Annotated in this window: 25 protein-coding genes and 3 tRNA genes; 13 read left to right on the top strand and 15 right to left on the bottom strand. The window is 38.7% G+C overall.

The features are described from left to right. Window positions 1-132 precede the first annotated feature (132 nt). Window positions 133-282: an SsrA-binding protein gene (locus BIZ36_RS06925; protein WP_187457147.1), complete on the top strand. Its 150-nt coding sequence runs from the start codon at window positions 133-135 to the stop codon at window positions 280-282. Window positions 283-286: 4 nt separating this feature from the next. On the opposite strand, the gene BIZ36_RS06920 is transcribed toward BIZ36_RS06925, so the two are convergent. Then, entirely contained in the window at window positions 287-808 is a 522-nt protein-coding gene (locus BIZ36_RS06920; RefSeq protein WP_222937289.1) for an adenine phosphoribosyltransferase, read from the bottom strand. Between the two features lie 52 nt (window positions 809-860). Between BIZ36_RS06920 and BIZ36_RS06915 the strand changes: the two genes are divergently transcribed. After that, window positions 861-934 (top strand) — tRNA-Arg (locus tag BIZ36_RS06915). Window positions 935-1,467: 533 nt separating this feature from the next. Here BIZ36_RS06915 and BIZ36_RS06910 read toward each other — a convergent pair. Further along, window positions 1,468-2,550 (bottom strand): carbohydrate-binding family 9-like protein, encoded by a 1,083-nt coding sequence (locus BIZ36_RS06910; RefSeq protein WP_286174640.1) that lies wholly within the window; start codon window positions 2,548-2,550, stop codon window positions 1,468-1,470. Between the two features lie 198 nt (window positions 2,551-2,748). Between BIZ36_RS06910 and BIZ36_RS06905 the strand changes: the two genes are divergently transcribed. Together BIZ36_RS06905 and BIZ36_RS06900 are read left to right on the top strand one after the other, a co-directional pair. Further along, the gene (locus BIZ36_RS06905; protein WP_187457146.1) at window positions 2,749-3,306 is read left to right on the top strand and encodes a YeeE/YedE family protein; all 558 of its coding nucleotides are present in this window, start codon (window positions 2,749-2,751) and stop codon (window positions 3,304-3,306) included. Between the two features lie 3 nt (window positions 3,307-3,309). Beyond that, window positions 3,310-3,723 carry a DUF6691 family protein gene (locus tag BIZ36_RS06900; RefSeq protein WP_187457145.1) on the top strand — a complete coding sequence of 138 codons (414 nt, stop codon included), beginning with the start codon at window positions 3,310-3,312 and terminating at the stop codon, window positions 3,721-3,723. 7 nt (window positions 3,724-3,730) lie between these two features. Here the strand turns inward: BIZ36_RS06900 and BIZ36_RS06895 are convergent, their stop codons facing one another. The 5 genes from BIZ36_RS06895 to BIZ36_RS06875 all read right to left on the bottom strand — a co-directional run bounded on the left by BIZ36_RS06895 (window position 3,731) and on the right by BIZ36_RS06875 (window position 7,386). Beyond that, window positions 3,731-4,006, bottom strand: coding sequence for an ATP-dependent Clp protease adaptor ClpS (locus tag BIZ36_RS06895; protein ID WP_187457144.1), 276 nt, complete (start codon window positions 4,004-4,006; stop codon window positions 3,731-3,733). A 32-nt stretch (window positions 4,007-4,038) separates the two neighbouring features. Beyond that, window positions 4,039-4,875: a 50S ribosomal protein L11 methyltransferase gene (prmA, locus tag BIZ36_RS06890; protein ID WP_187457143.1), complete on the bottom strand. Its 837-nt coding sequence runs from the start codon at window positions 4,873-4,875 to the stop codon at window positions 4,039-4,041. 62 nt (window positions 4,876-4,937) lie between these two features. Beyond that, a complete protein-coding gene (tpiA, locus tag BIZ36_RS06885; protein ID WP_187457142.1) occupies window positions 4,938-5,687 on the bottom strand; it encodes a triose-phosphate isomerase in 750 nt (249 codons plus the stop codon). A gap of 51 nt (window positions 5,688-5,738) precedes the next feature. Next, a complete protein-coding gene (locus BIZ36_RS06880; RefSeq protein ID WP_187457141.1) occupies window positions 5,739-6,836 on the bottom strand; it encodes a BT_3928 family protein in 1,098 nt (365 codons plus the stop codon). Between the two features lies 1 nt (window position 6,837). Next, window positions 6,838-7,386: a DUF1599 domain-containing protein gene (locus tag BIZ36_RS06875; RefSeq protein ID WP_187457140.1), complete on the bottom strand. Its 549-nt coding sequence runs from the start codon at window positions 7,384-7,386 to the stop codon at window positions 6,838-6,840. 106 nt (window positions 7,387-7,492) lie between these two features. Between BIZ36_RS06875 and folP the strand changes: the two genes are divergently transcribed. Together folP and cdaA are read left to right on the top strand one after the other, a co-directional pair. After that, window positions 7,493-8,329 carry a dihydropteroate synthase gene (gene folP, locus BIZ36_RS06870; protein ID WP_187457139.1) on the top strand — a complete coding sequence of 279 codons (837 nt, stop codon included), beginning with the start codon at window positions 7,493-7,495 and terminating at the stop codon, window positions 8,327-8,329. A 23-nt stretch (window positions 8,330-8,352) separates the two neighbouring features. Then, on the top strand, window positions 8,353-9,141 hold the full coding sequence (gene cdaA / locus BIZ36_RS06865; RefSeq protein ID WP_187457138.1) for a diadenylate cyclase CdaA: 789 nt from the start codon (window positions 8,353-8,355) through the stop codon (window positions 9,139-9,141). On the opposite strand, the gene BIZ36_RS06860 is transcribed toward cdaA, so the two are convergent. Both BIZ36_RS06860 and truA read right to left on the bottom strand, forming a co-directional pair. Beyond that, complete coding sequence (locus tag BIZ36_RS06860) at window positions 9,138-10,904, bottom strand: ABC transporter ATP-binding protein (RefSeq protein WP_187457137.1); 1,767 nt, start codon at window positions 10,902-10,904, stop codon at window positions 9,138-9,140. The genes cdaA and BIZ36_RS06860 overlap by 4 nt on opposite strands. After that, on the bottom strand, window positions 10,897-11,649 hold the full coding sequence (truA, locus tag BIZ36_RS06855; RefSeq protein ID WP_187457136.1) for a tRNA pseudouridine(38-40) synthase TruA: 753 nt from the start codon (window positions 11,647-11,649) through the stop codon (window positions 10,897-10,899). The genes BIZ36_RS06860 and truA overlap by 8 nt, the downstream gene beginning before the upstream one ends. A 91-nt stretch (window positions 11,650-11,740) precedes the next feature. Between truA and BIZ36_RS06850 the strand changes: the two genes are divergently transcribed. Beyond that, the gene (locus BIZ36_RS06850; RefSeq protein ID WP_187457135.1) at window positions 11,741-12,235 is read left to right on the top strand and encodes a metallophosphoesterase family protein; all 495 of its coding nucleotides are present in this window, start codon (window positions 11,741-11,743) and stop codon (window positions 12,233-12,235) included. 167 nt (window positions 12,236-12,402) lie between these two features. On the opposite strand, the gene BIZ36_RS06845 is transcribed toward BIZ36_RS06850, so the two are convergent. Continuing rightward, on the bottom strand, window positions 12,403-13,221 hold the full coding sequence (locus BIZ36_RS06845; RefSeq protein WP_187457134.1) for an SDR family oxidoreductase: 819 nt from the start codon (window positions 13,219-13,221) through the stop codon (window positions 12,403-12,405). A gap of 180 nt (window positions 13,222-13,401) precedes the next feature. Further along, window positions 13,402-13,812, bottom strand: a complete 411-nt coding sequence (locus BIZ36_RS06840) for a DUF4293 domain-containing protein (protein ID WP_187457133.1) — start codon at window positions 13,810-13,812, stop codon at window positions 13,402-13,404. A gap of 193 nt (window positions 13,813-14,005) precedes the next feature. On the opposite strand from BIZ36_RS06840, the gene rho reads away from it, so the two are divergent. The 6 genes from rho to BIZ36_RS06810 all read left to right on the top strand — a co-directional run bounded on the left by rho (window position 14,006) and on the right by BIZ36_RS06810 (window position 21,158). Then, window positions 14,006-15,667, top strand: coding sequence for a transcription termination factor Rho (gene rho / locus BIZ36_RS06835; RefSeq protein WP_187457132.1), 1,662 nt, complete (start codon window positions 14,006-14,008; stop codon window positions 15,665-15,667). Window positions 15,668-15,876: 209 nt separating this feature from the next. Next, window positions 15,877-16,608 carry a hypothetical protein gene (locus BIZ36_RS06830; protein ID WP_187457131.1) on the top strand — a complete coding sequence of 244 codons (732 nt, stop codon included), beginning with the start codon at window positions 15,877-15,879 and terminating at the stop codon, window positions 16,606-16,608. 30 nt (window positions 16,609-16,638) lie between these two features. Next, window positions 16,639-17,331 carry a hypothetical protein gene (locus BIZ36_RS06825; RefSeq protein WP_187457130.1) on the top strand — a complete coding sequence of 231 codons (693 nt, stop codon included), beginning with the start codon at window positions 16,639-16,641 and terminating at the stop codon, window positions 17,329-17,331. 1,031 nt (window positions 17,332-18,362) lie between these two features. Next, window positions 18,363-19,166 carry a pyrroline-5-carboxylate reductase gene (proC, locus tag BIZ36_RS06820; protein WP_187457129.1) on the top strand — a complete coding sequence of 268 codons (804 nt, stop codon included), beginning with the start codon at window positions 18,363-18,365 and terminating at the stop codon, window positions 19,164-19,166. Between the two features lie 2 nt (window positions 19,167-19,168). Continuing rightward, the gene (gene proB, locus BIZ36_RS06815; RefSeq protein ID WP_187457128.1) at window positions 19,169-19,948 is read left to right on the top strand and encodes a glutamate 5-kinase; all 780 of its coding nucleotides are present in this window, start codon (window positions 19,169-19,171) and stop codon (window positions 19,946-19,948) included. 10 nt (window positions 19,949-19,958) lie between these two features. Further along, on the top strand, window positions 19,959-21,158 hold the full coding sequence (locus tag BIZ36_RS06810) for a glutamate-5-semialdehyde dehydrogenase (protein ID WP_187457127.1): 1,200 nt from the start codon (window positions 19,959-19,961) through the stop codon (window positions 21,156-21,158). 77 nt (window positions 21,159-21,235) lie between these two features. On the opposite strand, the gene rpsT is transcribed toward BIZ36_RS06810, so the two are convergent. From rpsT to proS, 4 genes are all read right to left on the bottom strand, one after another. Continuing rightward, window positions 21,236-21,487, bottom strand: coding sequence for a 30S ribosomal protein S20 (gene rpsT / locus BIZ36_RS06805; protein WP_187457126.1), 252 nt, complete (start codon window positions 21,485-21,487; stop codon window positions 21,236-21,238). A gap of 61 nt (window positions 21,488-21,548) precedes the next feature. Beyond that, window positions 21,549-21,620, bottom strand: a tRNA-Glu gene (locus tag BIZ36_RS06800). A gap of 73 nt (window positions 21,621-21,693) precedes the next feature. Beyond that, window positions 21,694-21,765: transfer RNA gene (locus tag BIZ36_RS06795), tRNA-Glu, on the bottom strand. Between the two features lie 70 nt (window positions 21,766-21,835). After that, window positions 21,836-23,311, bottom strand: coding sequence for a proline--tRNA ligase (gene proS, locus BIZ36_RS06790; protein ID WP_187457125.1), 1,476 nt, complete (start codon window positions 23,309-23,311; stop codon window positions 21,836-21,838). Between the last annotated feature and the right edge of the window lie 33 nt (window positions 23,312-23,344).

Genomic DNA, 23,344 nt, shown 5'->3' with positions numbered 1-23,344 from the left:
ATGCTTTTGTTTTTTATATCCTTAATCCTTGCAATTATCTAGATACTTTTCCCATAGGCCTATTATAAAATTAGACCGCCCATTGGCGGTCTAATTATTTCATATATTATCTATATTTGGTAAAACCCAGTTATGAAAAAAAGTTTTTTCAAATTCTTGGCCAAGCTAAACAAAGTCTTACTTCCTTCTTACACCAAAAAAAGACTGGATTTAGCCAAGGCATCTAAAATACAGCTGGCAATCATCGGTTGGCGTTATTATGTAACGACCAATGCCCTGTAATACGCTAGTACTTTATCAACGACTTTGTAGGGTATTCATTCAATTTACTAGCTCCGTTTAAGAAGGTAAGTTCAATCAAGAAGTTACATTGAACAATTTCTCCTCCTAAGCGTTCAATTAACTCACAAGTAGCGAAAGCTGTACCTCCGGTTGCCAAAACATCATCATGCACAAGTATTTTATCGCCTTTTGCAATACTGTCTTGATGCACTTCTAACATGTCCGTACCATATTCCAAATCATATGATTGTTGTAGGGTCTTTGCCGGTAATTTTCCGGGCTTACGCACAGGAACAAATCCGGCCCCTAACTTACTGGCCAGCAATGGGGCGAAAAAAAACCCTCTACTTTCCATGCCCACCACCTTGTCAATTTTTTTATCATCCAATAGCTCCAATAAGGCACTCACAGTTTGGTTTAATGCCTCTCCATTTTTAAGCAATGGCGTAATATCCTTAAATACCACTCCTTCTTTTGGAAAGTCTTGAATATCCCTGATATAGGATTTAAAGTCCATATTTTTCATTTTCAGTTTTGCAGTAAAAGTAAAAAGAAATATATTTGCACCCCGTTAATAAGGCCTCGTGGCGCAACTGAATAGCGCATCTGATTACGGCTCAGAAGGTTGCAGGTTTGAATCCTGCCGAGGTCACTTAAAGCGCAAACCCTGTATGAAAATGCAGGGTTTTGTATTTTTTGGAGGTTTTGAAAGCCTGCTTTCATAAGCGAACCAAAAATGACTAAATCGTAGTGCGCAAGCGATGTAAATTTGCATTTCCAAATCGGAGCACAAAGGAAGACCGTAGGTAATCCTGCCGAGGTCACGATTAAATCGAAAAGCAAGCAAATTCTTAAAGCTTGCTTTTTTTGATTTTATATCTTTTTGATTTTCAGCGCGGAGCGCTAATGTAAAATAATCCTACCGAAATTGCTTAAAGAGTAGACCCAATCTTAAATGCAGGGTTGTTTTTTCGGTTAAGGCCAAATCCTAACACATGCTCAAAAAGGATTATTAGCGATATTGAGTTGACTCCATTTTTTAAAAAGTACAAGAAAAGTAATTGACTCTGAAGTCATTAAGCAACATCTACTTCAAGAGAATGGCTCACCCCAAAGGTGAGCCATTCTCTTAAATTATCCGAGCTTTTGAACCTCTAAACCTTTAAAATTATTTGTTGGAGTGGACTATCGCTCAGAATCGATAAACTTCCCATCTTCCTTAATTAGCAAAACTTTTGAACTGAACGGACTTATCACTGTTATGTTCCATCCACTTTTGTGCCTCTCCACGTTAGGGACAACTGTTTTCCCTTGAACCCTAAAAATTTCTGAGTCAATTTCACTTATCATATTTTCAAAATTGTCCCCTGCCCCTAAGAGCTTTCGGTACAACGCATACATTTTCCATTTTATATGCTCGTCTAAAGGCAATTCAAAATTGACGTTGCCACCTACTTTTTCATCAGCAAAAAAGAGATATCCCCAATGTTCAGGTTCATGCATATTAATAACCCACTGCGGTGACCACACCCAATTGTATTCGGGTAGAAATTTTCCGTCGCCATCCTGCTTTCTGCTATACTTACCATCCTTTAGCTGATAATCCCAATTGACCCTAGAGAAGTTAATGCGCCAAAACTCATTTTTAGGTATTCCGTTTTTTCTACTCGCCTCTGTTATTACCTTCCAAGGAAAGGCAATTTCAACACTCCAGCCCTTATCTATATCCTCGGGATTGTTTAAAGTACCGTCAATTTGAACGGCGGTCTTAACCCCTTGAATATCCCAACTATCAATTATTTTACCATGATTTCTGTACGGTTTTGTGAGGAAAAGGTCCCACAAAGTGTTCAAGGCGTTCATTTCAAACTCATAGTAATTATGGGTATCTCCATCCGGGTCAATAAAAATTTCAAAGTCATTATTGTAAAAAATGACCGTGTCCCTATGTTTTAAAGTTGCCCAAACATGAGGCTCTTCCATTTCCGCATAGAAATAAAGATTTTCCTCATCATACAACATCTTCATTCTCGTTGCGTAAGTTGGAGTTTTATTACCTTCAATGTCTATGTAATTGTCTGTCCATGATGCTTTTTCCCATGAAGTTTCATTGGCCATACCATCAATTTGAATGGCGTCAATGGGTTGATAAGCAATATATTTTCTTGGTGGTTCTTGTGCATTCACCATGAAAATAGTAGTCCAGATAAGAAAGAACGTCTTCTTCATTATCGATAGCGATAGACCCGTTTTAGAAATAATATTCATTTTAATATATTTTGGTTTGGTTTGGCGCCAAAAATAAAGATTTAAGTCTAGTTGGTGGGTGAGTCCAATTCTTTTTACGAATACGCCAAAATGCAATCGATATCTTTACAGCAACATGAAATGCATTTATTGTATTGTAACAATTATTACCTTACGGCCCCGGTCTTTGTATTACTTTTGCTGAAAGTTTTTAACTAAATGGAATATATTCTCAATCCTTGGCCTTGGTACGTTTCAGGCCTATTAATAGCTACGGTTTTACTGCTTCTTCTCTATTTTGGTAAAACATTTGGTATGTCTAGCAACCTACGAACTTTTTGTAGTATTGGGGGCGCAGGCAAGTATGCCGATTTTTTTAAGTTTGACTGGCGTAGCCAAAAATGGAATCTTACGGTAGTTCTGGGTGCTGTGATCGGCGGATTCATTGCCGTACAATTTCTGTCCAACGGAGCGCCCATCGAATTAAACCCAAAAACAGTTGAAGATCTACAGAATCTAGGATTTCAAAATGCCGGGGAATCCATTCTACCTCCTGAAATTTATAGTTGGGAGAATGTATTAACCTTGAAAGGTATGCTCATATTGTTAATTGGTGGGCTTTTGGTAGGTTTTGGAACACGATATGCTGGGGGTTGCACCTCTGGTCATGCTATAACCGGACTTAGCAACCTACAATTACCTTCTTTAATCGCAGTAGTCGGCTTTTTTATCGGAGGATTGGTAATGACCCATTTTATTCTGCCCCTAATTTTTTAATTGATGAAGTTCCTTAAATTTTTACTTGTAGGAGTGTTTTTTGGAATTGTTTTGGTAAAATCCGAAGCTGTTTCTTGGTACCGTATATTTGAAATGTTCAAGTTTCAATCCTTCCACATGTACGGCATTATTGGTTCTGCTGTTTTGCTGGGAATCATTAGTGTATACACTATCAAAAAATTAAGACTAAAGAGCATTGAAGGAAAGGAAATATATCTCCCTCCCAAAGATAAAAGTGTAACGCGCTATCTCCTTGGCGGAAGTATTTTTGGATTGGGATGGGCTCTTGCAGGAGCTTGCCCAGGGCCTATGTACATTTTGGTAGGAACAGGGGTCCTAAGCATGCTAATAGTAATTGCAGGAGCTGTCTTGGGTACCTTCCTCTACGGAGTTTTTCGTCATAAACTCCCCCATTAAGTTACCTTTAGACAATTTCCGCGCTCAGGCCCGCTCGCAATAGTTTGCTGCAACGAGGTTCCAAATCTTTGTAATCACCCGTTTTAACGGTACACTTACCGTTGTAATGTACAATAATGGAGCATTGTTCTGCTTGCTCAGGGGTATGATCGCAAACATCGATCAAGGTTTCAATAACGTGGTCAAAGGTGTTTACATCATCGTTAAAGAGAACAATTTCATTTTGTTTAACAACCTCTTCCTCTAAAAGTAAATCTTCTAAAATCTTTTCCCTCGTACTCATATCTTTTTCATTTTAGATGTGCAAGACACTTTCTAAAATACGTATTTTACTGCTACCCAATTGTTTCTGGTAATATTTTTTTCAAATTTTAATCCACAGCTATTACATATTTCGGAAATCGCAAAAATATCATCTTCATAGAAGCCACTCACAAAAAGTATGCCGTTGGGTTTAAGACACTTTGCATATGCAGGAATGTCATTTATCAAAATATTCCGGTTGATATTCGCCAAAACAACATCGTACAATTTGACACCTTTCAAAAGGGTTACATCCCCTTCAAAAACAGAAACCTGCACATTGTTTCTTTCTACATTTTCCATTGCATTATGATAACACCAATTATCGATATCTATGGCTTCTACATTGGTAGCCCCTTTCATGGCCGCTAATATGGCCAAGACCCCCGTTCCACTACCCATATCCAAAACGGACTTCCCCTCAAAATCATGATCTAAAATCATTTGAAGCATCATATGGGTTGTTTCGTGATGACCTGTACCAAAGCTCATTTTGGGCTCAATAACTATATCGTAGGTCACCTGAGGCTTTTTATGAAAGGGAGCCCGTACAGAACAGTGCTCTCCTACCAGAATTGGGCTAAAATTCTCTTCCCAAGTAGCATTCCAATTTTCTTGCTCAATCTCTTTTTTTTCAAAAGAAATAGTAAAATCAGTATTCCTGAGAATTTCTATGGAGTCTATCATTCCTTCCACAAACTCTTCCTTTTGAATATAGGCTAGCACACCTGTTTCATTTTCAACAAAACTTTCAAAACCTACTTCTCCCAATTCTGCAATTAAAATATCGGTAGCTGGTTGAAGCGGTAAAACGGTAAAACTATATTCTATGTAAATGGTATTCTCCATACAAAATCAAAGAGGAGTGCAGAACACTCCCCTATTTATTTATGATGTCTCATCAATTTTTTTTAGATAGCCTCAATGATGGCCACGAAGTCATCGGCTTTTAAAGAAGCCCCTCCAATAAGTCCGCCATCCACATCTGGCTTTCCAAAGATTTCCTTTGCATTGGCAGGCTTTACACTACCACCGTACAAAATGGAAACATTTCCAGCAATGCTGGCATCGTAGGCATCGGTAATCGTTTTACGTATAAAAGCATGCATCTCCTGTGCTTGTTCTGGAGAAGCAGTTTCTCCGGTTCCTATGGCCCAAACCGGTTCATAGGCCAAAATAATACTGCTCCAAGCCGATGCATCTAACGAAAACAAGGCATTCTTCAATTGGCTCTCTACAACATTAAAATGATTACCGGATTTTCTATCCTCCAGCTCTTCTCCAAAACAGAACATAACTTTCATATTCTTGTCCAAGGCAGCTTTTACCTTTTGAGCTAAGATAGCATCATCTTCCTTAAAATATGCCCTTCTTTCAGAGTGACCTAAAATAACCGTTTCCACTCCAATGCCAAGAAGCATGTCTGCAGAAATTTCTCCGGTATACGCCCCGCTTTCCGCAAAGTGCATATTTTGAGCAATTACCTGAATTACAGAAGACTCCAAAGAACGAACAGCTCCAGCCAAATTAACAAAAGTTGGAGCAACCATCACTTGGGCATTAGTATCTGGCAGTTTTGCAGCTAATTCCGTTAATAAGGCTTCGGTCTCCGCCGCATTCTTGTTCATTTTCCAGTTTCCGGCAACTATTTTGCTTCTCATTTTATTTTAATTTTTAGTGTTCATGGTTAAATAAATAAGGCCGTTTGAAAATCAATTGAATTTCAACTCGTCCAAATCGTTATAATGTACTTTTTGTTTGATGGTTCCTTTCTCTAAAACCAACATTCCAGGGTTGGAACGCACAATGGTCTTTAAAGTGGTCTCATCCGTGAAATAGAATTCAAAATCCAGTTTATGATTGTCGATTAAGGCCTGGGTCTGTTCACTATTGGAAGCGGACATCCCAATGACTTTATAACCGTTGCTTTTAGCTTGGTCCGTTACGGATTTTACTTCAGCATAAGCCTCCTCATTCGTTTTACGAAGATCATAGGCAATTACCATCAACAATTTAGACTCTTGAAGCAAACTTGCAGCGAAATCCTCGCCATCTTGTTCAATGGTAAAATCATGCACGGGAGGTTCATAACCTTTTTGAACTTCAGTTGTTTCCACATCTATAAACTCACCATTGACTTGTGGATAATCCCCTTGGGTAACAATTACTTTTTCCTCTCCGTTCACATCAAATTTCCATGCGTAATCGTAAATAGGCTTAGGAGCATCTTCCGGTACGCTCATTCCATCCTCAATATTAGCCCCAATTTTATAGGGCCTAAAATCTATGACAGGTAGATGATTGAGCACATGATTACAATACGCAATACACAACATCAAAGAGATAACCATAACAATGGAACGCCCTTTAAAGCTAAAAAGGGGTGTGATATACTTTTGCCCTATAAACAGCGCCAATATTAATACCAACAGTATAATATCCTTGGTAAAAGATTCCCAGGGCGTCAATTTTATGGCATCTCCAAAACACCCACAATCCGTAACTTTATTATAGTATGCGGAGTAAAAGGTCAAAAATGTAAAGCCTACAATCATAATCAATAGGCTCCATACCGTAAATTTCACCCTGAACCCCACTAAAAGCATAACACCCAACAGCACTTCGAAGATTACAACGAATATGGAAATTGCCAGTGCATAAGGCTCAAATACAGGCATATCTAGCACTCCTTGGCTAAAATATTCTTCCAGTTTAAAAGAAAACCCTACAGGGTCATTCAGTTTTATAAATCCGCTGATAATAAAAAGAATCCCAACAAATACCCTACTTATACCAACTACATACTTCATCTTAGGAACCGGATTTTTCATTAAGGTGTATAAGTGCAAAGACTGCATAATTCACCATATCTTGGTAATTGGCATCTATTCCTTCGCTCACCAAGGTCTTACCTTTGTTATCCTCAATTTGTTTAACACGTAAAATTTTTTGAAGAATAAGGTCGGTTAGCGAACTTACTCGCATATCCCTCCAGGCCTCCCCATAGTCATGATTTTTGTTCTCCATAAGCTGCTTGGTATCTGCGGTATGCCAATCGTAAAGTTCAACGGCCGAGTCCGGGTCCAAATCCGGTTGTTCCGCCACGCCTTTTTGTAATTGGATCAAAGCCATTATGGAGTAATTGATAATGCCGATAAATTCGGAGCGTTCCCCCTCATCTACTTTTCTAACCTCATTTTCTTGAAGTCCCCTAATTCGCTGTGCCTTGATGTAAATTTGATCGGTAAGGGAAGGTAGGCGTAAAATTCTCCAGGCACTCCCATAGTCCTTCATTTTATTCTTGAACAACTCGCGACACGTTTTTATGACCTCGTCATACTGCTGGGAAGTTTCTGGCATGGATATCGTTTCTAATTTGCGTAAATTTCACACAAAATTTTGAATTGCTCAAAGTTCGTGTTTTAAACTTGGTTTTTCAAATGATAGCGCTTCAACTTTACGTAAAATGACCATTAACTGCCTAGGCCAACTGATTGACTTATCCACCCCTAAAATCATGGGGATACTAAACATTACTCCAGATTCCTTTTTTGATGGCGGAAATTACACCCAAGAATCCCAAATTTTAAATCAAACCGAAAAAATGCTGGCCGAGGGAGCAACTTTTATAGATGTAGGCGCCTATAGTTCCAGACCGGGTGCAGATTTTGTGAGCGAGGAAGAAGAATTGCAACGCATAGTACCAATAGTTCAACTTCTTACCAAGGAATTCAAGGACATAAACCTATCTATTGATACTTTCAGAAGCCGAGTTGCCAAAGAGTGTATCAATTCCGGGGCGGCCCTTATCAATGATATATCCGCCGGACTTATGGATGACAAAATGCTTTCAACTATTGCCCAACTGCATGTACCTTACATCATGATGCACATGCGTGGAACCCCAAAAACCATGCAATCTTTAACGCAATATGAAAATTTGCTAACAGATATATTGACGTATTTTGCGGAGCGAACCGCAGCTACAAAGGCCTTGGGAATTGTTGATGTGATTATTGACCCCGGGTTTGGATTCGCCAAAACCTTGGAACAGAATTTTCAACTTTTAGGTGCTCTAGAACTATTTAACATCTTAGAACACCCACTTTTAATCGGTCTAAGCCGAAAGTCCATGATCTACAAAAGTTTGGATACCGATGCAAAAAATGCCCTAAATGGCACTACGGCTCTAAACATGGTGGCTCTTGTAAAAGGAGCCAATATTTTACGCGTCCATGACGTTAAAGAAGCCAAGGAATGTGTTAAACTTGTAGAAAACCTGAAGAGCGAATTATTTTCCTAATTTTACAAAAACTCCTCCCAATTTTGGACTTTCTCAATTTTCTGGAATTTAATGTAACCGACTTACTGGATATTTTTCTGGTAGCCGTTCTTCTCTACTATGTGTACAAACTTGTACGCGGATCGGCAGCCATCAATATCTTTATAGGAATCGTTATCATTTGGGGTTTTTGGAAACTCACAGAACTCCTTGGAATGGAAATGATCAGCAGTTTGGTGGGTGCTTTTATGCAGGTAGGACTCATAGCCCTAATCATCGTTTTTCAACAAGAAATACGTAAATTCCTCCTCATGGTGGGGTCCACCAATTTTTCCAACCGGAAAAAATTCCTGAAACATTTTAAATTTTTGAAGGAAGATAGCTTAAATACTTCCACTGATGTAGATGCGATCATATCTGCCTGCAAAAAAATGAACACCACCAAAACCGGAGCCCTCATAGTTATTGAAAGAAATACATCCTTGGACTTTATCAAATCTTCGGGTGACAAAATGTATGCGGAAGTAAACAAACCAATTTTAGAAAGTATTTTTTATAAAAACAGTCCCCTACATGACGGTGCTGCCGTAATTGAGGACAATCACATTGTAGCCACAAGGGTCATCTTACCCGTTTCAAACAAAAGGAATATCCCTCTTCGATTTGGACTTAGACACAGGGCCGCCGTGGGCATTACCGAAAAAACCGATGCCTTGGCACTGGTAGTAAGTGAAGAGACAGGCAACATCTCCTACATAAAAAATGGGGAGTTCACAGACTATGCGGACTTGAACGAACTTATAGAAATCATTAAGAATGATTTAGTGGATTAAGCCACTTTTTCTTCCATAAATTGCGCTTCGTACAACTTACTGTAATAGCCTCCTTGTTTAAGAAGTTGTTTATGTGTACCTGTTTCCACAATTTTACCGGCATCCATGACAATAATTTTATCGGCCTTTTTAATGGTAGCCAATCGGTGGGCGATAATAATGGAGGTTCGCCCTTCGGTGATTTTTTCGGTAGCGCGTTGAATCAATTGCTCAGAATAGGTATCTACTGAGGATGTAGCTTCATCCAGTACCAAAATACTAGGGTCGCTTACATATGCACGTAAGAATGCAATCAATTGCCGTTGACCACTGGAGAGCATTGTGCCCCTTTCTTTTACGTTATATTGATATCCCCCAGGCAAACTGGTGATAAACTCATCCACTCCTATTTCATTGGCTGCCGCTATTATTTGCTCTAAGCTAACGGAAGGATTTTTTAAGGAAATATTATTCTCTATGGTATCGGCAAAAAGAAATACGTCTTGAAGCACTACGGCGATTTGAGCGCGAAGGGAGCTTAATTTAAAATCTCGAATGTTGATACCATCCACAAGGATGCTTCCAGAATTGATTTCGTAGAATCGGTTCAATAGGTTGATGATAGTAGATTTACCGGCACCGGTAGCACCCACAATGGCTACGGTTTCCCCTGCTTTCACTTCAAAAGAAATACCATGAAGCACCTCCTCATCCTCCAAATAACCGAAACGAACGTCTGAAAACGTAAGGTTTCCACTAACATTCTCTTTTTCAATTTCCCCTACATCCTGAATATTACTTTGTGTATCCAAAATTTTAAAAACCCTATTGGCGGCCACCATACCCATTTGCAGTGTATTGAACTTATCTGCAATTTGCCTTAAAGGCCTAAACAAAATTTCTATATACATAATAAAGGCGAAAATAGTTCCTGCCAAATCCGCAGTTATATTGGCAACATTTTGAAGACCTCCGTACCAAACCACCAAACCAATGGCTACGGACGAGACTATTTCGGCAATGGGAAAAAAGATAGAGTTGTACCAAACCGTTTTGAGCCATGCATTTTGATGCTTCTCATTGATGACCCTAAAATTATCGCTTTCAATTTTTTCGCGTGTGAACAACTGCACAATTTTCATGCCCGTTAAGCGCTCCTGCACAAAGGAGTTGAGATTAGAAACCTCGGCCCTTACATCTATAAACGCAACTTTCATTGCTTTTTGGAATAATCGCGTAGCATAAAGGATAACAGGTAGAATGGCAAAAACAATGAGAGCCAATTTCCAATTTAGGTATAACATCATCCCTGCAGCAGCGAACATTTTAAGCAAGTCTGCCACAATCATAAAAAAACCTTGGCTGAAAATTTCACCGATCCGCTGCATATCAGCTACCGCACGGGTTACCAAAACCCCTAATGAAGAAGTATCAAAGTACTTCATTCTAAAGCCCAGCATGTGCCTGAAAAGATTGATTCGCACATCTTTTATTACCGATTCCCCCAACCAGTTGGCATAGTAGTTAAAGAGCAATTGACAAATTACCTGCCCCAAGAGAACCACTAACATGATTACACTAAGATTCAATAGTTTTTCGCCATTGGGCTCCAAAATGGCATTATCAATTATTTTTTGAACAATGTATGGTATCATCACTGCAAATGCCGATAGAAGTATAGCAGCAAGCGCGACACCATAAAATGTGAGCCTATAAGGTCTGGTATGCGCCATTAGGCGTCTAAAAAGTCGAACATCAAAGGCTTTACCAGAATCTTTATCCATGCGCTGAAAGGGTCTTTTTAGGATATAAAACAGAGGTCAAATATAAGCCTTTTGCCGGTACAGAGGCACCGGCCTTACTTCTGTCCCTGCTATTTAGTACGGTTTTAACATAGGGCAGATCCCATTTGCCCATACCCACTTCCAACAGTGTACCAACCACGGCACGCACCATATTTCTCAAAAATCGATCGGCTGTTATGGAAAAAACCAGTTTATCCTCTCTTACTTCCCACACTGCTTTTTTAACGACGCAGAGAAATGTTTTTACATCGGTATTGGATCTTGAAAAGCATTCAAAATCTTTATGGTCCAGTAGTAAGGCGGCGGCTTCGTTCATTTTTTCAATATCCAATGGAACCTTCACATAGTGAGCACATTCAGTATAAAATGGATTTTTTTCTAGGACTATCCAATACTCGTAGCTTCTCTCAAAAGCATCAAAACGTGCATGGGCATTTTCCTCTACCTGATGTAGTTTCTTTAAAGAAATATCCACTGGAAGAAAGGCATTTAGTCTATAAACGGTCTGTTGCAAATCGTTTATTGGATTACTCTCAAAATGGGCGTACATCTGTTTGGCATGCACTCCCGCATCGGTGCGACCCGCTCCGGTAAGCTCAACAGTTTCCCTTAAATAGGTGGAGAAAGTTACTTCCAAAACTTCCTGAACCGTTATGGCGTTAGGTTGTTTTTGCCAACCGTGATAATTCTTTCCGAAGTATGAAAACTCAACAAAATATCTCAACTTGAAACCTTAGTTTTGTAAAATTTCAAAGATAGTTTACTTTCTTAAAAGGTAGACATTTCTTTATATTACATCCCCTTAAGTATCATTAATGACCCGTATTCTTTTACTTTCTGACACCCACTCCCATATAGACGATACCATTCTTAAATACGCAAGACAGGCAGATGAAATATGGCACGCCGGAGATATTGGAGACCTTAGGGTAACCGATAAACTCAAAGCCCTAAAACCTGTAAGGGCCGTTTATGGTAATATTGATGACCACATTACACAAAAAGAATTTCCGCTTGACAATCATTTTTACTGTGAGCAAGTGGAGGTACTTATGACCCATATTGGAGGATATCCACCAAAATACAATTCACGAACCCGGCCAATGATACAGAAACAGCCACCCAAACTCTTTATTTGCGGGCACTCGCACATTCTAAAGGTAATGATGGACCAAAAGAATCAAGTTTTACATATGAATCCGGGAGCCTGTGGAAAGCACGGTTTTCACCAAGTAAGGACCATGCTCCGTTTCAAAATTGACGGGCCGGAAATAAAAGACCTTGAGGTCATTGAATTAGGAAAACGTTAATTGAATACGTAGCCCAATAGCCAGTAAAGTATTATAAATACGACGATAAAACCGATACAACCACATTTACCGCCTCCCATTTTTTTTGCTCCCCAACCTGCGAGAATCGCTCTTAGAATATTCTTCATAGTTCAATTGATATTATTTAGATATGGAAATTAGAAAATTTATCCGTTAGTTGTAAAACCGGGATAACAGGTCATGCCCCCATCTACAAAAATGGTGGTACCATTTATGTATTCAGACTCATCTGAAGCCAACCAAGAAGCAACACTACCAATATCTTCTGGAATGCCAATTCTCTTGTAAGGAATAAGTCCCAACATGCCATCACGACCTTCTTTGGTACTCCATACATCTTTATTAATTTCAGTTTTTATGGCCCCTGGGGCAATACTGTTGCATCTAATCTTTTTAGGACCATATTCTTGACATATACTCTGCATTAGCATGACCAGACCTCCTTTACTGGCAGCATAATTGGCATGCCCGGCCCATGGAATAACCTCATGTACAGAGCTCATATGGATAATTTTACCCAACGATTTTGAAACCTCCTCTCGCATACCCCTTCGTAAAAATTCCTTAATGGACTCCCTAGCGCATAAAAATTGACCGGTTAAATTAATATCTATCACCTTTTTCCATGCATCAAATGGCATTTCATGCAAAGGATGGTCTATTTGAATTCCTGCATTGGCGACGCAGACATCTACCGTTCCAAATTCCTTAATTGTTTTTTGAAACATTTGTTGTACCTCATCTTCCTTGCTTACATCGCACTTTAAAACAATAGCTTCGCCGCAAGAACTGTTTTGAACTATCCAATTCGCTACCTCCTCTGCCTTCTCCTTTCCGCTGTGGTAGTTGACAACTATGTTAGCACCCTCGGTTCCCATAGCCATGGCCACCGCCTTACCAATCCCGGAACTAGAACCTGTAACAATACAGGTCTGGCCTTTCAATCTTTTATTGGGTTTCTGCATTACTTTAATTATTTCTGACTAAGCTACTTGAAATTTAGTTATGTAAGGCCCTGGAAGATGCTTAGCATTAACAATGAATGCGTTAGGATTCATTTTTGAAAAGGCACAAGAAACCTTAAAAAGCAAAAAACCCGGGAACTACCCCGGGTTTAACGCACTAATACTACTAAGATGTTAGGTTTAACGCAAACGATCTACAGATTTTACAAGATCTTCATCCTTTTTGATAGCCCTATTGGCAAGGACTAGAAAAACGATAGAAATAACAGGAATCAACATCCCAATACCCTTCTCAGAAACCGAGGTCTCTCCAGATAAATTTAGCGATCGGTAAACGAAAAATCCTAGTAAAAAAAGGTTAAGCAACAGATTTAATCTGTTGACCACAAATTGATTTTTTCTATTTTTAAAAAGCACAATAGCTACCAAAGCCAAAACTGAAATAACATAAAATACTATCGAAATAAGTATCTCACTTTGGGCGTATATCTCATTTCCATTGGCATCTGACCATAAGTTTACCCAAAACGGCAATATGGCAGAGATAAGCATAACTACTAGTAAATATACGGTCTGTATTCTTTGAATCATTCCTCAAATGGCATAATCAGGCGCAAAAATAGGGTCTTTTTATAAAAAAGCGATGATGTATTGAAAATAATTTGTAATATTGCCTCGTTATTAGTGATAGCACTTACCCAATAGAACATCTGTTCTTAGTAATACCCAAGTAACAATACACTTCTTATCATATTACGGAGACTTATAATATATACCTTACTTAATGTTTGAGATTTCAGAATTAAAAGCGAAAAAGCTGCCTGAACTTCAGGAAATTGCAAAGGGCTTAAATGTACCCAAATTCAAGTCGTTAAAAAAATTGGACCTGGTATACCAAATACTTGATGTACAAGCCTCTAACCCCAAAGTGGTGCAAGAAGTTGCCGCTAGCCAAACAGAGGAAAAACCAAAAACCAGAACTCCCAGAAAGAGAATAAGCAAGGAGAGCAGCCCTGAAACAAGCAACGAAACTGCACCGGAGAAAAAACCGGAAGCTGAGAAAACTGATAATGAGCCTAAGAAACCAAGACCAAGGACTCAGAATAAAAGTAACAGCACCAATAAACCTAACAACCCTAACAATAATTCAAACTCCAATTCCAATACCAACAGCGGTAAGCCGGAACAAAAGAGTAACCAAAACCGTAAAGGCCAGAACAACAAAAACCAAAACAACCAGAACAATAAGAACAGACATCAAAAAAGCAATCATGACAAAAGCAATTTTGATAAGGACTTAAAAAACAGGTATAAAGAACCTGAATATGAGTTCGATAGTATTATTGAAAGTGAGGGCGTATTGGACATTATGCAAGACGGGTATGGTTTTTTACGTTCGTCCGACTACAATTACTTATCATCACCGGATGATATTTATGTATCACAATCACAAATTAGACTTTTTGGACTCAAGACCGGGGATACCGTTCTAGGAAATGTTAGGCCACCTAAAGAAGGTGAAAAATATTTCCCGTTAATTAAGGTGAACAAAATAAACGGTATTGATCCCCAAGTAGTGAGAGACCGTGTTTCCTTTGAGCATTTAACACCGCTTTTTCCACAGGAAAAATTTAATTTGGCAGACAAACAAAGCAATATATCCACTAGGATTATTGATTTGTTCTCACCAATAGGAAAAGGACAAAGAGGTATGATCGTTTCCCAGCCCAAAACTGGTAAAACCATGCTTTTGAAAGCAGTGGCAAATGCTATCGCTGCCAATCACCCTGAAGTTTATCAAATTATATTATTGATTGACGAAAGACCGGAAGAGGTTACGGATATGCAGCGAAATGTGCGCGGGGAGGTTGTTGCGTCAACGTTCGACAAAGAAGCCTCAGAGCACGTAAGGGTAGCCAATATCGTTCTTGAAAAAGCGAAGCGTTTGGTAGAATGTGGCCATGATGTGGTCATCCTATTGGATTCCATTACGCGTTTGGCAAGAGCCTATAACACCGTTCAACCGGCTTCCGGTAAAGTTCTAAGTGGTGGTGTAGACGCTAACGCATTGCACAAGCCTAAGCGTTTCTTTGGAGCAGCAAGAAATATTGAAGGTGGTGGTTCTCTTTCCATAATCGCCACGGCGCTTACTGAAACAGGTTCTAAAATGGACGAGGTTATTTTTGAAGAATTTAAAGGAACCGGTAACATGGAACTTCAGTTAGATCGAAAAATTTCTAACCGTAGAATTTTCCCTGCCATTGACCTTACCTCTTCAAGTACAAGACGTGACGATCTTTTATTGGATGAAAATACCATTCAGAGAATGTGGATTCTGAGAAAATACCTAGCGGATATGAATCCGGTAGAAGCTATGGAGTTCATTGAGCAGCGTATTAAGCAAACCAAGAACAATGAAGAATTCTTACTTACAATGAACCAATAAAAGGCTCAAGAAGTAAATTTAAATCCCGGAAACATCAAAGTTTTCGGGATTTTTTTATGCCCATATGTTGCTAATTATCTATTTGAACTTTTAGATAATTACTTAAAAATTTACTGTTAATCAGATTTTTAAAATATATTTATAAAGCAAAAATACCCAACCCCCGAATTTTGCGTGTTTAAACAAGTTGAACCTAAAACGCTTATAACATGAAAAATTCAAACTATCTATCCATTAAAGTTCTTTCCTTCCTAGTTCTTTTGGTCACAATTTATGGTTGTGGCGAGCAAACCGGGAAAATCATTGATGAGACAGTTTCAGAGCCCAAAAATATGATTGTTAGTCTGGAGGATGGCAAAGTATTTTATGATACCTACACGCAGCGAAGAGCAAAAATTATAAAGCGGTATGAAGACTCAATGGACAAAAGGGACCAAAAAGGCGATACTGACGGAAACAATCAGGAAGCAGAGGAGTCTACTTCTGCATCAATGGAAGGAGGCTTTGTTCCTACCAGGTTTATTGAGTTTGATTATAAAGATTTAAAGACCTATCTTAAATTTATTGAACAAGAGGCAGATAGTGCCCAAGTAGACATTTCAAATCTTAGAATCTACCTCACCAACTATCCCAACGAACAAGAATTTCCCGATGGAAAAACTATAAAGGAACCTAGACGAAATAGTGTAATGATGGTCCCTACAACCTCAGATGGGAAGAAAGATTTTGCATTCTATACTGCGGACGATTCTGAGGATGGACAAAGAAAAGCGTATTTACTTACCGATGAACTGGATGATACCGGGAAATATACCGGCGGAAAAAAGAAATCTGAAGCATCTATAGCACCTAGTATTCTACCGGTAGAAGCTCCTGCCCCACCTGCTCAAAACCAACAAAGCCTGTATGGAAATGAAGGAGGGTTACATCCTCCATCATAAGTAGCCCAGCCCAACCAAACGGCCATATGCATGTTGTTTAACCCAAATTCATTACTTGAAAATTCTTATATCCCCATATATGGAATAACTTTAGTTGTAGCCATGTTCAGATATCCAAAATATTTTGACACCGCCCTGAAGTATTTTCCCATTTTGCTTCTTTATACATTTTTCAATGAAACCTTGGGAACTCTTATTTATAAATACGATGCATTCAGCCTTACGGTAAATTCCCTTTACATCGATTATTATTATGTCATATATAACATTTATAACATCGTATTTTTTGTCTATTTCCTATATCTGTTCAGAAGTTATTCAGAAAATTTAGCCTTCCAAAAATTAGCAAAGTATTTTATTTATATTTTCTTGGGGGTAGTACTGGTAAATTTACTTATACAAGATTTCTTTTTGGAATATCAATATCTAACCTTCTTTTCAGGATCGGTGTTCCTAGTAATCATCGTAACACAGTACTTATATGAGGATTGGACAAATAGACAAGCAGGACTTAGAAAGAAGAATATTTTATTTTGGTTGGGTACAGGTTTACTATTGTACCATATATGCTATTTGCCCATAAAAGCTATTAGATATTACAATGGGCTCTTCAACCTATCTGAAAACCCAAACTTAAGGAAAATTCACCTTACTCTCATATTAATTACCTATATCATATTTATCATAGGCTTTATCAGAATGAAAAAGAAGCTTGTACGGTAAGTTCTCACAGAAAGGGTTTTTGCCTATCTTGCGAAGAGATGAACCAACAACCATGATATCTTTCTATTTAGTATAGAATGATCTCGGCAAATTTCCCTCTATTCAAATGCTGAGAACTTTTTTGGAATACACCTATCTAGCTACGTATGCCATCGCGTTAGTGGCTTCTATTTACCGATATCCAAAATATTTCGATACCAAACTGCAATACCTACCGATCATCATTTGCTATACCCTATTTAATGAAATATTAGGCTACTTAACTGCATATCTTCCGCAATTTGGCTTTTTTAGTCGTGACTCCATTTCTCACTATAATGTAATTATTTACAATATCTACAACCTCGTCTTCTACTTATACTTTTTATTTCTGTATAGATTCTATATAAAATCAAGGAGACAGAAAGAATATATCTTCTGGGGCGTTATGTTATTTTTATTAGTAAGTGTCGTTAATCCATTTTTTCAAAATTATTTAATGAGTACGCAGACTGCAACCTACATTGCTGGTGGTTTTCTTCTCATTGCTAGCATCGTTTTTTATTTAAAAGAACAATATTCTAAACATAAAAGAATACCCTTGGCCAATCACCCCCTTCATTGGATAAGCATTGGATTACTCATATTTTACATAGGCTATTTGCCCATTAAGGTTGATAGGTTTTTTCACTTTACTAACGGCACCCAAGAAGCACCTATTATTAGAATAATCCAATACCTTTTAATCATAACAATGTATGTTTTTATAATAATGGGCTTTATCAAATTAAAAAAGCGCTCATATCGCTAAAATAGGCTGACAGTATTACCTGTCGTATTTTCAGTAGAGTCCATAGAAATTTAGGACTTCATTACATATGGGCACACTTCTTTCTTACTGAATCACCATAATCATTACCCTTAAGCCCAAATAATAGATATAATCTATAATATTAGGTTTAATAGAGCCAAACTCTATAGGACCATTTGTCATTCCGCACGGTTCTTGAGCCTTAAGGGGCGTATAGATATTTAGAAATTAAAACAAAAACATGAAAGTACTTGTTATTGGAGCTGGAAATATGGGACTCACTTACGCTGAGGCCATGTCAAAATCTAAACAGCTAAAGAAACGTAATGTTATGATTCTTGACAGCTCTCCCGAAAAAATCCTCTCCTTAAAAAAGATTTCACATTTTGATGTCTTTGAAAATCTAGAAGATTGTCTTCCACAAGCAGATTTAGTTTTTATAGCTGTTAAACCATATCATTGTGAGGACCTTTTTGCCAAGATGAAACCTTTGATTAATAAGGGGCAAATCGTAATATCCATTATGGCTGGAGTTACCATTCAAACCATGCAAGAAGCATTGGGCATCCAAAAAGTGGTTAGGGCAATGCCTAACCTTCCTGCACAGGTAGGAAAAGGAGTTACATCATTTATACCCTCCAAAGAGGTAAGTAGAATAGAACTCCTTACAGTAGAAAGCCTTTTGGACACCACCGGTAAATCAATAAAGGTTAGCTCAGAAAATTATATTGATGCTAGCACAGGAATTTCTGGAAGTGGTCCGGCTTACGTCTTTTACTTTATGCAAAGTATGATGGAAGCTGCGCTGAAAATGGGCTTTTCCGCAAACGACTCCAAAGTATTGGTAAGTCAGACATTTGATGGAGCCGTAGAGCTTTTCAATCAATCTGACCTATCACCGTCATCTTGGATGAATAAAGTAGCCTCTAAAGGAGGAACTACCAGGGCTGCACTGGATTCCATGGAGGACAATAACGTTAACGAACTCATTAAAGAAGCCGCTTATGCAGCTTTTGACAGAGCGGTTGAACTAGGAAAAAAATAAACATGTACAAACAAAGAGTAGTAATAAAAGTAGGTACCAACGTAATGACCAATAAGGATAATAGGATTGTAAGACCTATTCTCAAAAAATTGGTCAAACAAATAGCGGAACTTTATGAAAACGACGTCATGACGGTGTTGGTTTCATCAGGTTCTGTAATTGCAGGGATGGAAGTGCTGGGAGAAAGTCACATTAAGGATAAGACCATGAGAAGACAGGTTTACTCTTCCATTGGTCAGCCAAGAATGATGAGACTTTATTATAACATTTTTAGGGACTATGGAATGAAATGCGCGCAGGTTTTAGCGACCAAGCGCGATTTCAACCCAGGTGTACATAGGGAAAATATGATTAGTTGTTATGAGGGACTTTTATCCGAAGGTGTTATTCCCATAGCAAATGAAGATGATGCTGTTTCCGTAACCAACTCCATGTTCTCAGACAATGACGAACTGGCAAGTTTGGTTGCCGAATTGATTGAAGCTGACAAACTTATTATCCTAACGGATATTGACGGTCTATATACAGGTCATCCAGATGATGAGGATACAGAAGTAATCTCAAAGGTTGGTATTGATGAGAATGTAGAAAAATACGTAAAACAAGTAAAAAAAGGTGAAGCCGAAGGCCGTGGAGGCATGGGCTCTAAGTTGAGTGTAGCCAAGCAAACAGCGGCCAAGAACATTCCTACCTTTATTGCTAATGGCAAGAAGGAGAATGTCATTTTAGACATTGTAAACGGTAAGGATGTAGGAACGCAGATAATGGCGGAACAACTTTAAAAAAAGTAACATGAAATTATTAGAAACAACAATAAAAAATAAAGTATTAGAATCCATGATTTCTATCTTGGACAAAGACCGAGATAAAATACTGGAGGCTAATAAAAAAGACTGCGAACTATTTAACAAGGAAGACAGAGCCATGTACGACCGCTTAGTGGTTGATAATAATAAAATAGATGGCATGATTGCTTCTGTCAAAGAAGTATTGGGACAGGAAGACCCTGTTGGTAAAGTAAAGTCTGAAAGGAATTTGGAAAACGGTCTGAACGTAACCAATAAAACAGCTCCTTTTGGCACCATAATGATTATTTATGAATCTAGACCCGATGTTACCATAGAGGCTGCAGTCCTAGCGTTTAAAGCCAACAATAAAATTCTTTTAAAAGGAGGAAAAGAGGCGCTTCACAGCAATAAGGCCTTAGAAAAATGTTGGCATCAAGCTTTGGAAGAAAATGACTTGGATACTAACTGGATCCAATTACTTCATATGAACCGAACAGAAACCCAAGATTTTTTAAGAAACCCTTCTGAGAAATTGGATTTGATTGTTCCTAGAGGTGGAGAGAGACTTATTGCTTTTGTAAAGGAACATGCAAAATGTGCGGTTCTCGTTAGCGGAAGAGGAAACAATTTCCTTTATGTTGATAAAGATGCTGATTGGGAAAAAAGTATTAAGGTCATTTTAAATGCCAAAACCCATAAAATTTCGGCTTGTAATGCTCTGGATAAAATCTTGGTAGATGCCGCGGTTCCAAATTACGAGCAGAAGCTCAAAGAATTGGACAGTATTCTAAAAGAACAAGGTGTATCTGTTCTTGTAGATGAAAAAACGGGTTCCATCCTTAAGGAAGAGGAAGTTATAAAAGACGAAGCTATTTGGCATGAAGAATTTTTGGCGATGAAATGCTGTATTGGAACTGTGGAAAATCTGGATGAAGCCATTGAAAAAATAAATAAATTTTCTGGCGGACATTCTTCCACAGTGATGACCAAGGATTCCTCCAAGGCCATGAAATTCATGGAGCAAGTGGATTCAGCCGCGGTTTACCATAATGCGTCCACGCGCTTTACAGATGGGGGAGCCATGGGCGTAGGAGCAGAGTTAGCCATTAGTACGGACAAATTACACCACAGAGGCCCGTTAGGATTGGAACAATTGGTAACCAACAAATACTATGTATTTGGAGACGGACAGATTAGGATATAACCTAATCCAACGACCTAGGGCAAACTAAAAAGCCCCGATGCAAAACATCGGGGCTTTTTTAATGCTATTCGATTATATTACAAAGCAGCAACGTGCTTGGCCAATTTACTTTTCAAGTTTGCAGCCTTGTTACTATGAATAATGTTGCGTTTTGCCAACCTATCGATCATACTAACAACGCTAGGCAATAAAGCCTCAGCATCTTTTTTGTTCTCCTCACCACGCAATTTCTTGATTGCATTACGAGTAGTTTTGTGCTGGTAACGGTTACGTAAACGTACCGCTTCGTTTCTTCTGATTCTCTTTAACGCTGACTTGTGATTTGCCATCTTACTTTTTTGTTATAATTTTTTAGAAAAATCAACTTCCTCAATCTTTCTCAAAGTCTAGTAGCCCGTAGGGGAATCGAACCCCTGTTACCAGGATGAAAACCTGGCGTCCTAACCCCTAGACGAACGGGCCAAATTTCAAAATTCTGGAAAGACATTAAAAACGTCTTTAAACAGAATCACAATTTACTTCTATAAACACTTTGTAGCCCGTAGGGGAATCGAACCCCTGTTACCAGGATGAAAACCTGGCGTCCTAACCCCTAGACGAACGGGCCATTACTTTGAGTAATTGCGGATGCAAAAATACAATTATTTTTTACTATCGCAACATCCAATTAACTTTTTTTAATAAGCTTTTGCAAAGAGTACTCTTTTAGAAGATTTTTCACCGGAAATTATACAACTTCCCTCCTCTTCTTTTGCGTCTATTGGAATGCATCTAATAGTTGCCTTGGTCTCTTCCTTTATCTTATTTTCAGTAGCAATGGTACCATCCCAATGCGCTGATATAAAGCCTCCCTTGGTTTCCAAAACTTCCTTGAATTCTTCATAGGAATTTACCTCCGTAATATTTTCTTTGGTATAGGTATTAGCCTTATTGAAAATATTGTTTTGAATATCCTCCAATAAATATTCAATTTTGCTCACTACCTCATTGGCAGGAACGGTTTCCTTTTCCAGCGTATCCCTACGTGCCACTTCATACGTACCGTTTGCCAGATCCCTTTGACCTATTGCCAACCTAACCGGCACTCCCTTTAGCTCATACTCATTGAACTTAAATCCGGGTTTATGTGTATCCCTGTTATCGAACTTTACAGAAATTCCTTTGGACCTCAACTCTTTTAACAAAGGCTTCACACTTTCTGAAATTGTATCCAATTGCTCCTCTCCTTTGTAAATAGGTACAATCACCACTTGAATAGGCGCCAATTTTGGAGGCAATACCAATCCATTATCATCGCTATGGGTCATGATAAGCGCACCCATCAATCTAGTTGAAACCCCCCAAGATGTTGCCCATACATGTTCTTGTTTCCCTTCCTTGTTGGCAAACTTTACATCAAAAGCCTTGGCAAAGTTTTGACCCAAGAAATGGGAGGTACCGGCCTGTAATGCTTTTCCGTCTTGCATTAGGGCTTCGATACAATAAGTTTCAATAGCCCCGGCAAATCGTTCACTTTCCGTTTTAAGTCCTTTGATAACAGGTACGGCCATGTGCTCTTCGGCGAACTCCGCATACACATTCATCATTTGTTCCGCCTCTTCGATAGCCTCTTTTTCGGTAGCGTGAGCGGTATGCCCCTCTTGCCAAAGAAATTCAGCGGTACGCAAAAACAACCGGGTACGCATTTCCCAACGTACCACATTTGCCCATTGATTGATAAGCAATGGCAAATCCCTATAGGATTGAATCCATTTTCTATACGTATCCCAAATAATGGTTTCCGAGGTTGGTCTAACAATAAGTTCTTCTTCCAATTTAGCGTCCGGATCCACTACAATCCCGCTACCGTCTTCGGCATTCTTCAATCGATAATGGGTAACTACGGCGCACTCCTTTGCAAAACCTTCAACATGAGCGGCCTCCTTACTTAAATATGACTTTGGAATGAACAGGGGAAAATAGGCATTTTCATGACCTGTATCCTTAAACAATTTGTCCAACCCCGCTTGCATTTTCTCCCAAATTGCATAGCCATATGGTTTTATCACCATACAGCCACGAACCCCCGAATTTTCGGCCAAGTCGGCCCCTACAACTAGCTCGTTATACCATTTGGAATAGTCCTCGTTTCTCTTGGTCAATTTTTTACCCATCCTAAATAGTTTGGCACAAATCTTGTGACTATG

Source organism: Cytophaga sp. FL35, from assembly GCF_014349235.1.
Classification (GTDB): Bacteria; Bacteroidota; Bacteroidia; order Flavobacteriales; family Flavobacteriaceae; genus Euzebyella.
Note: the sequence above shows the minus strand (reverse complement) of the source record. Positions and strands in the feature narration are given on the sequence as shown.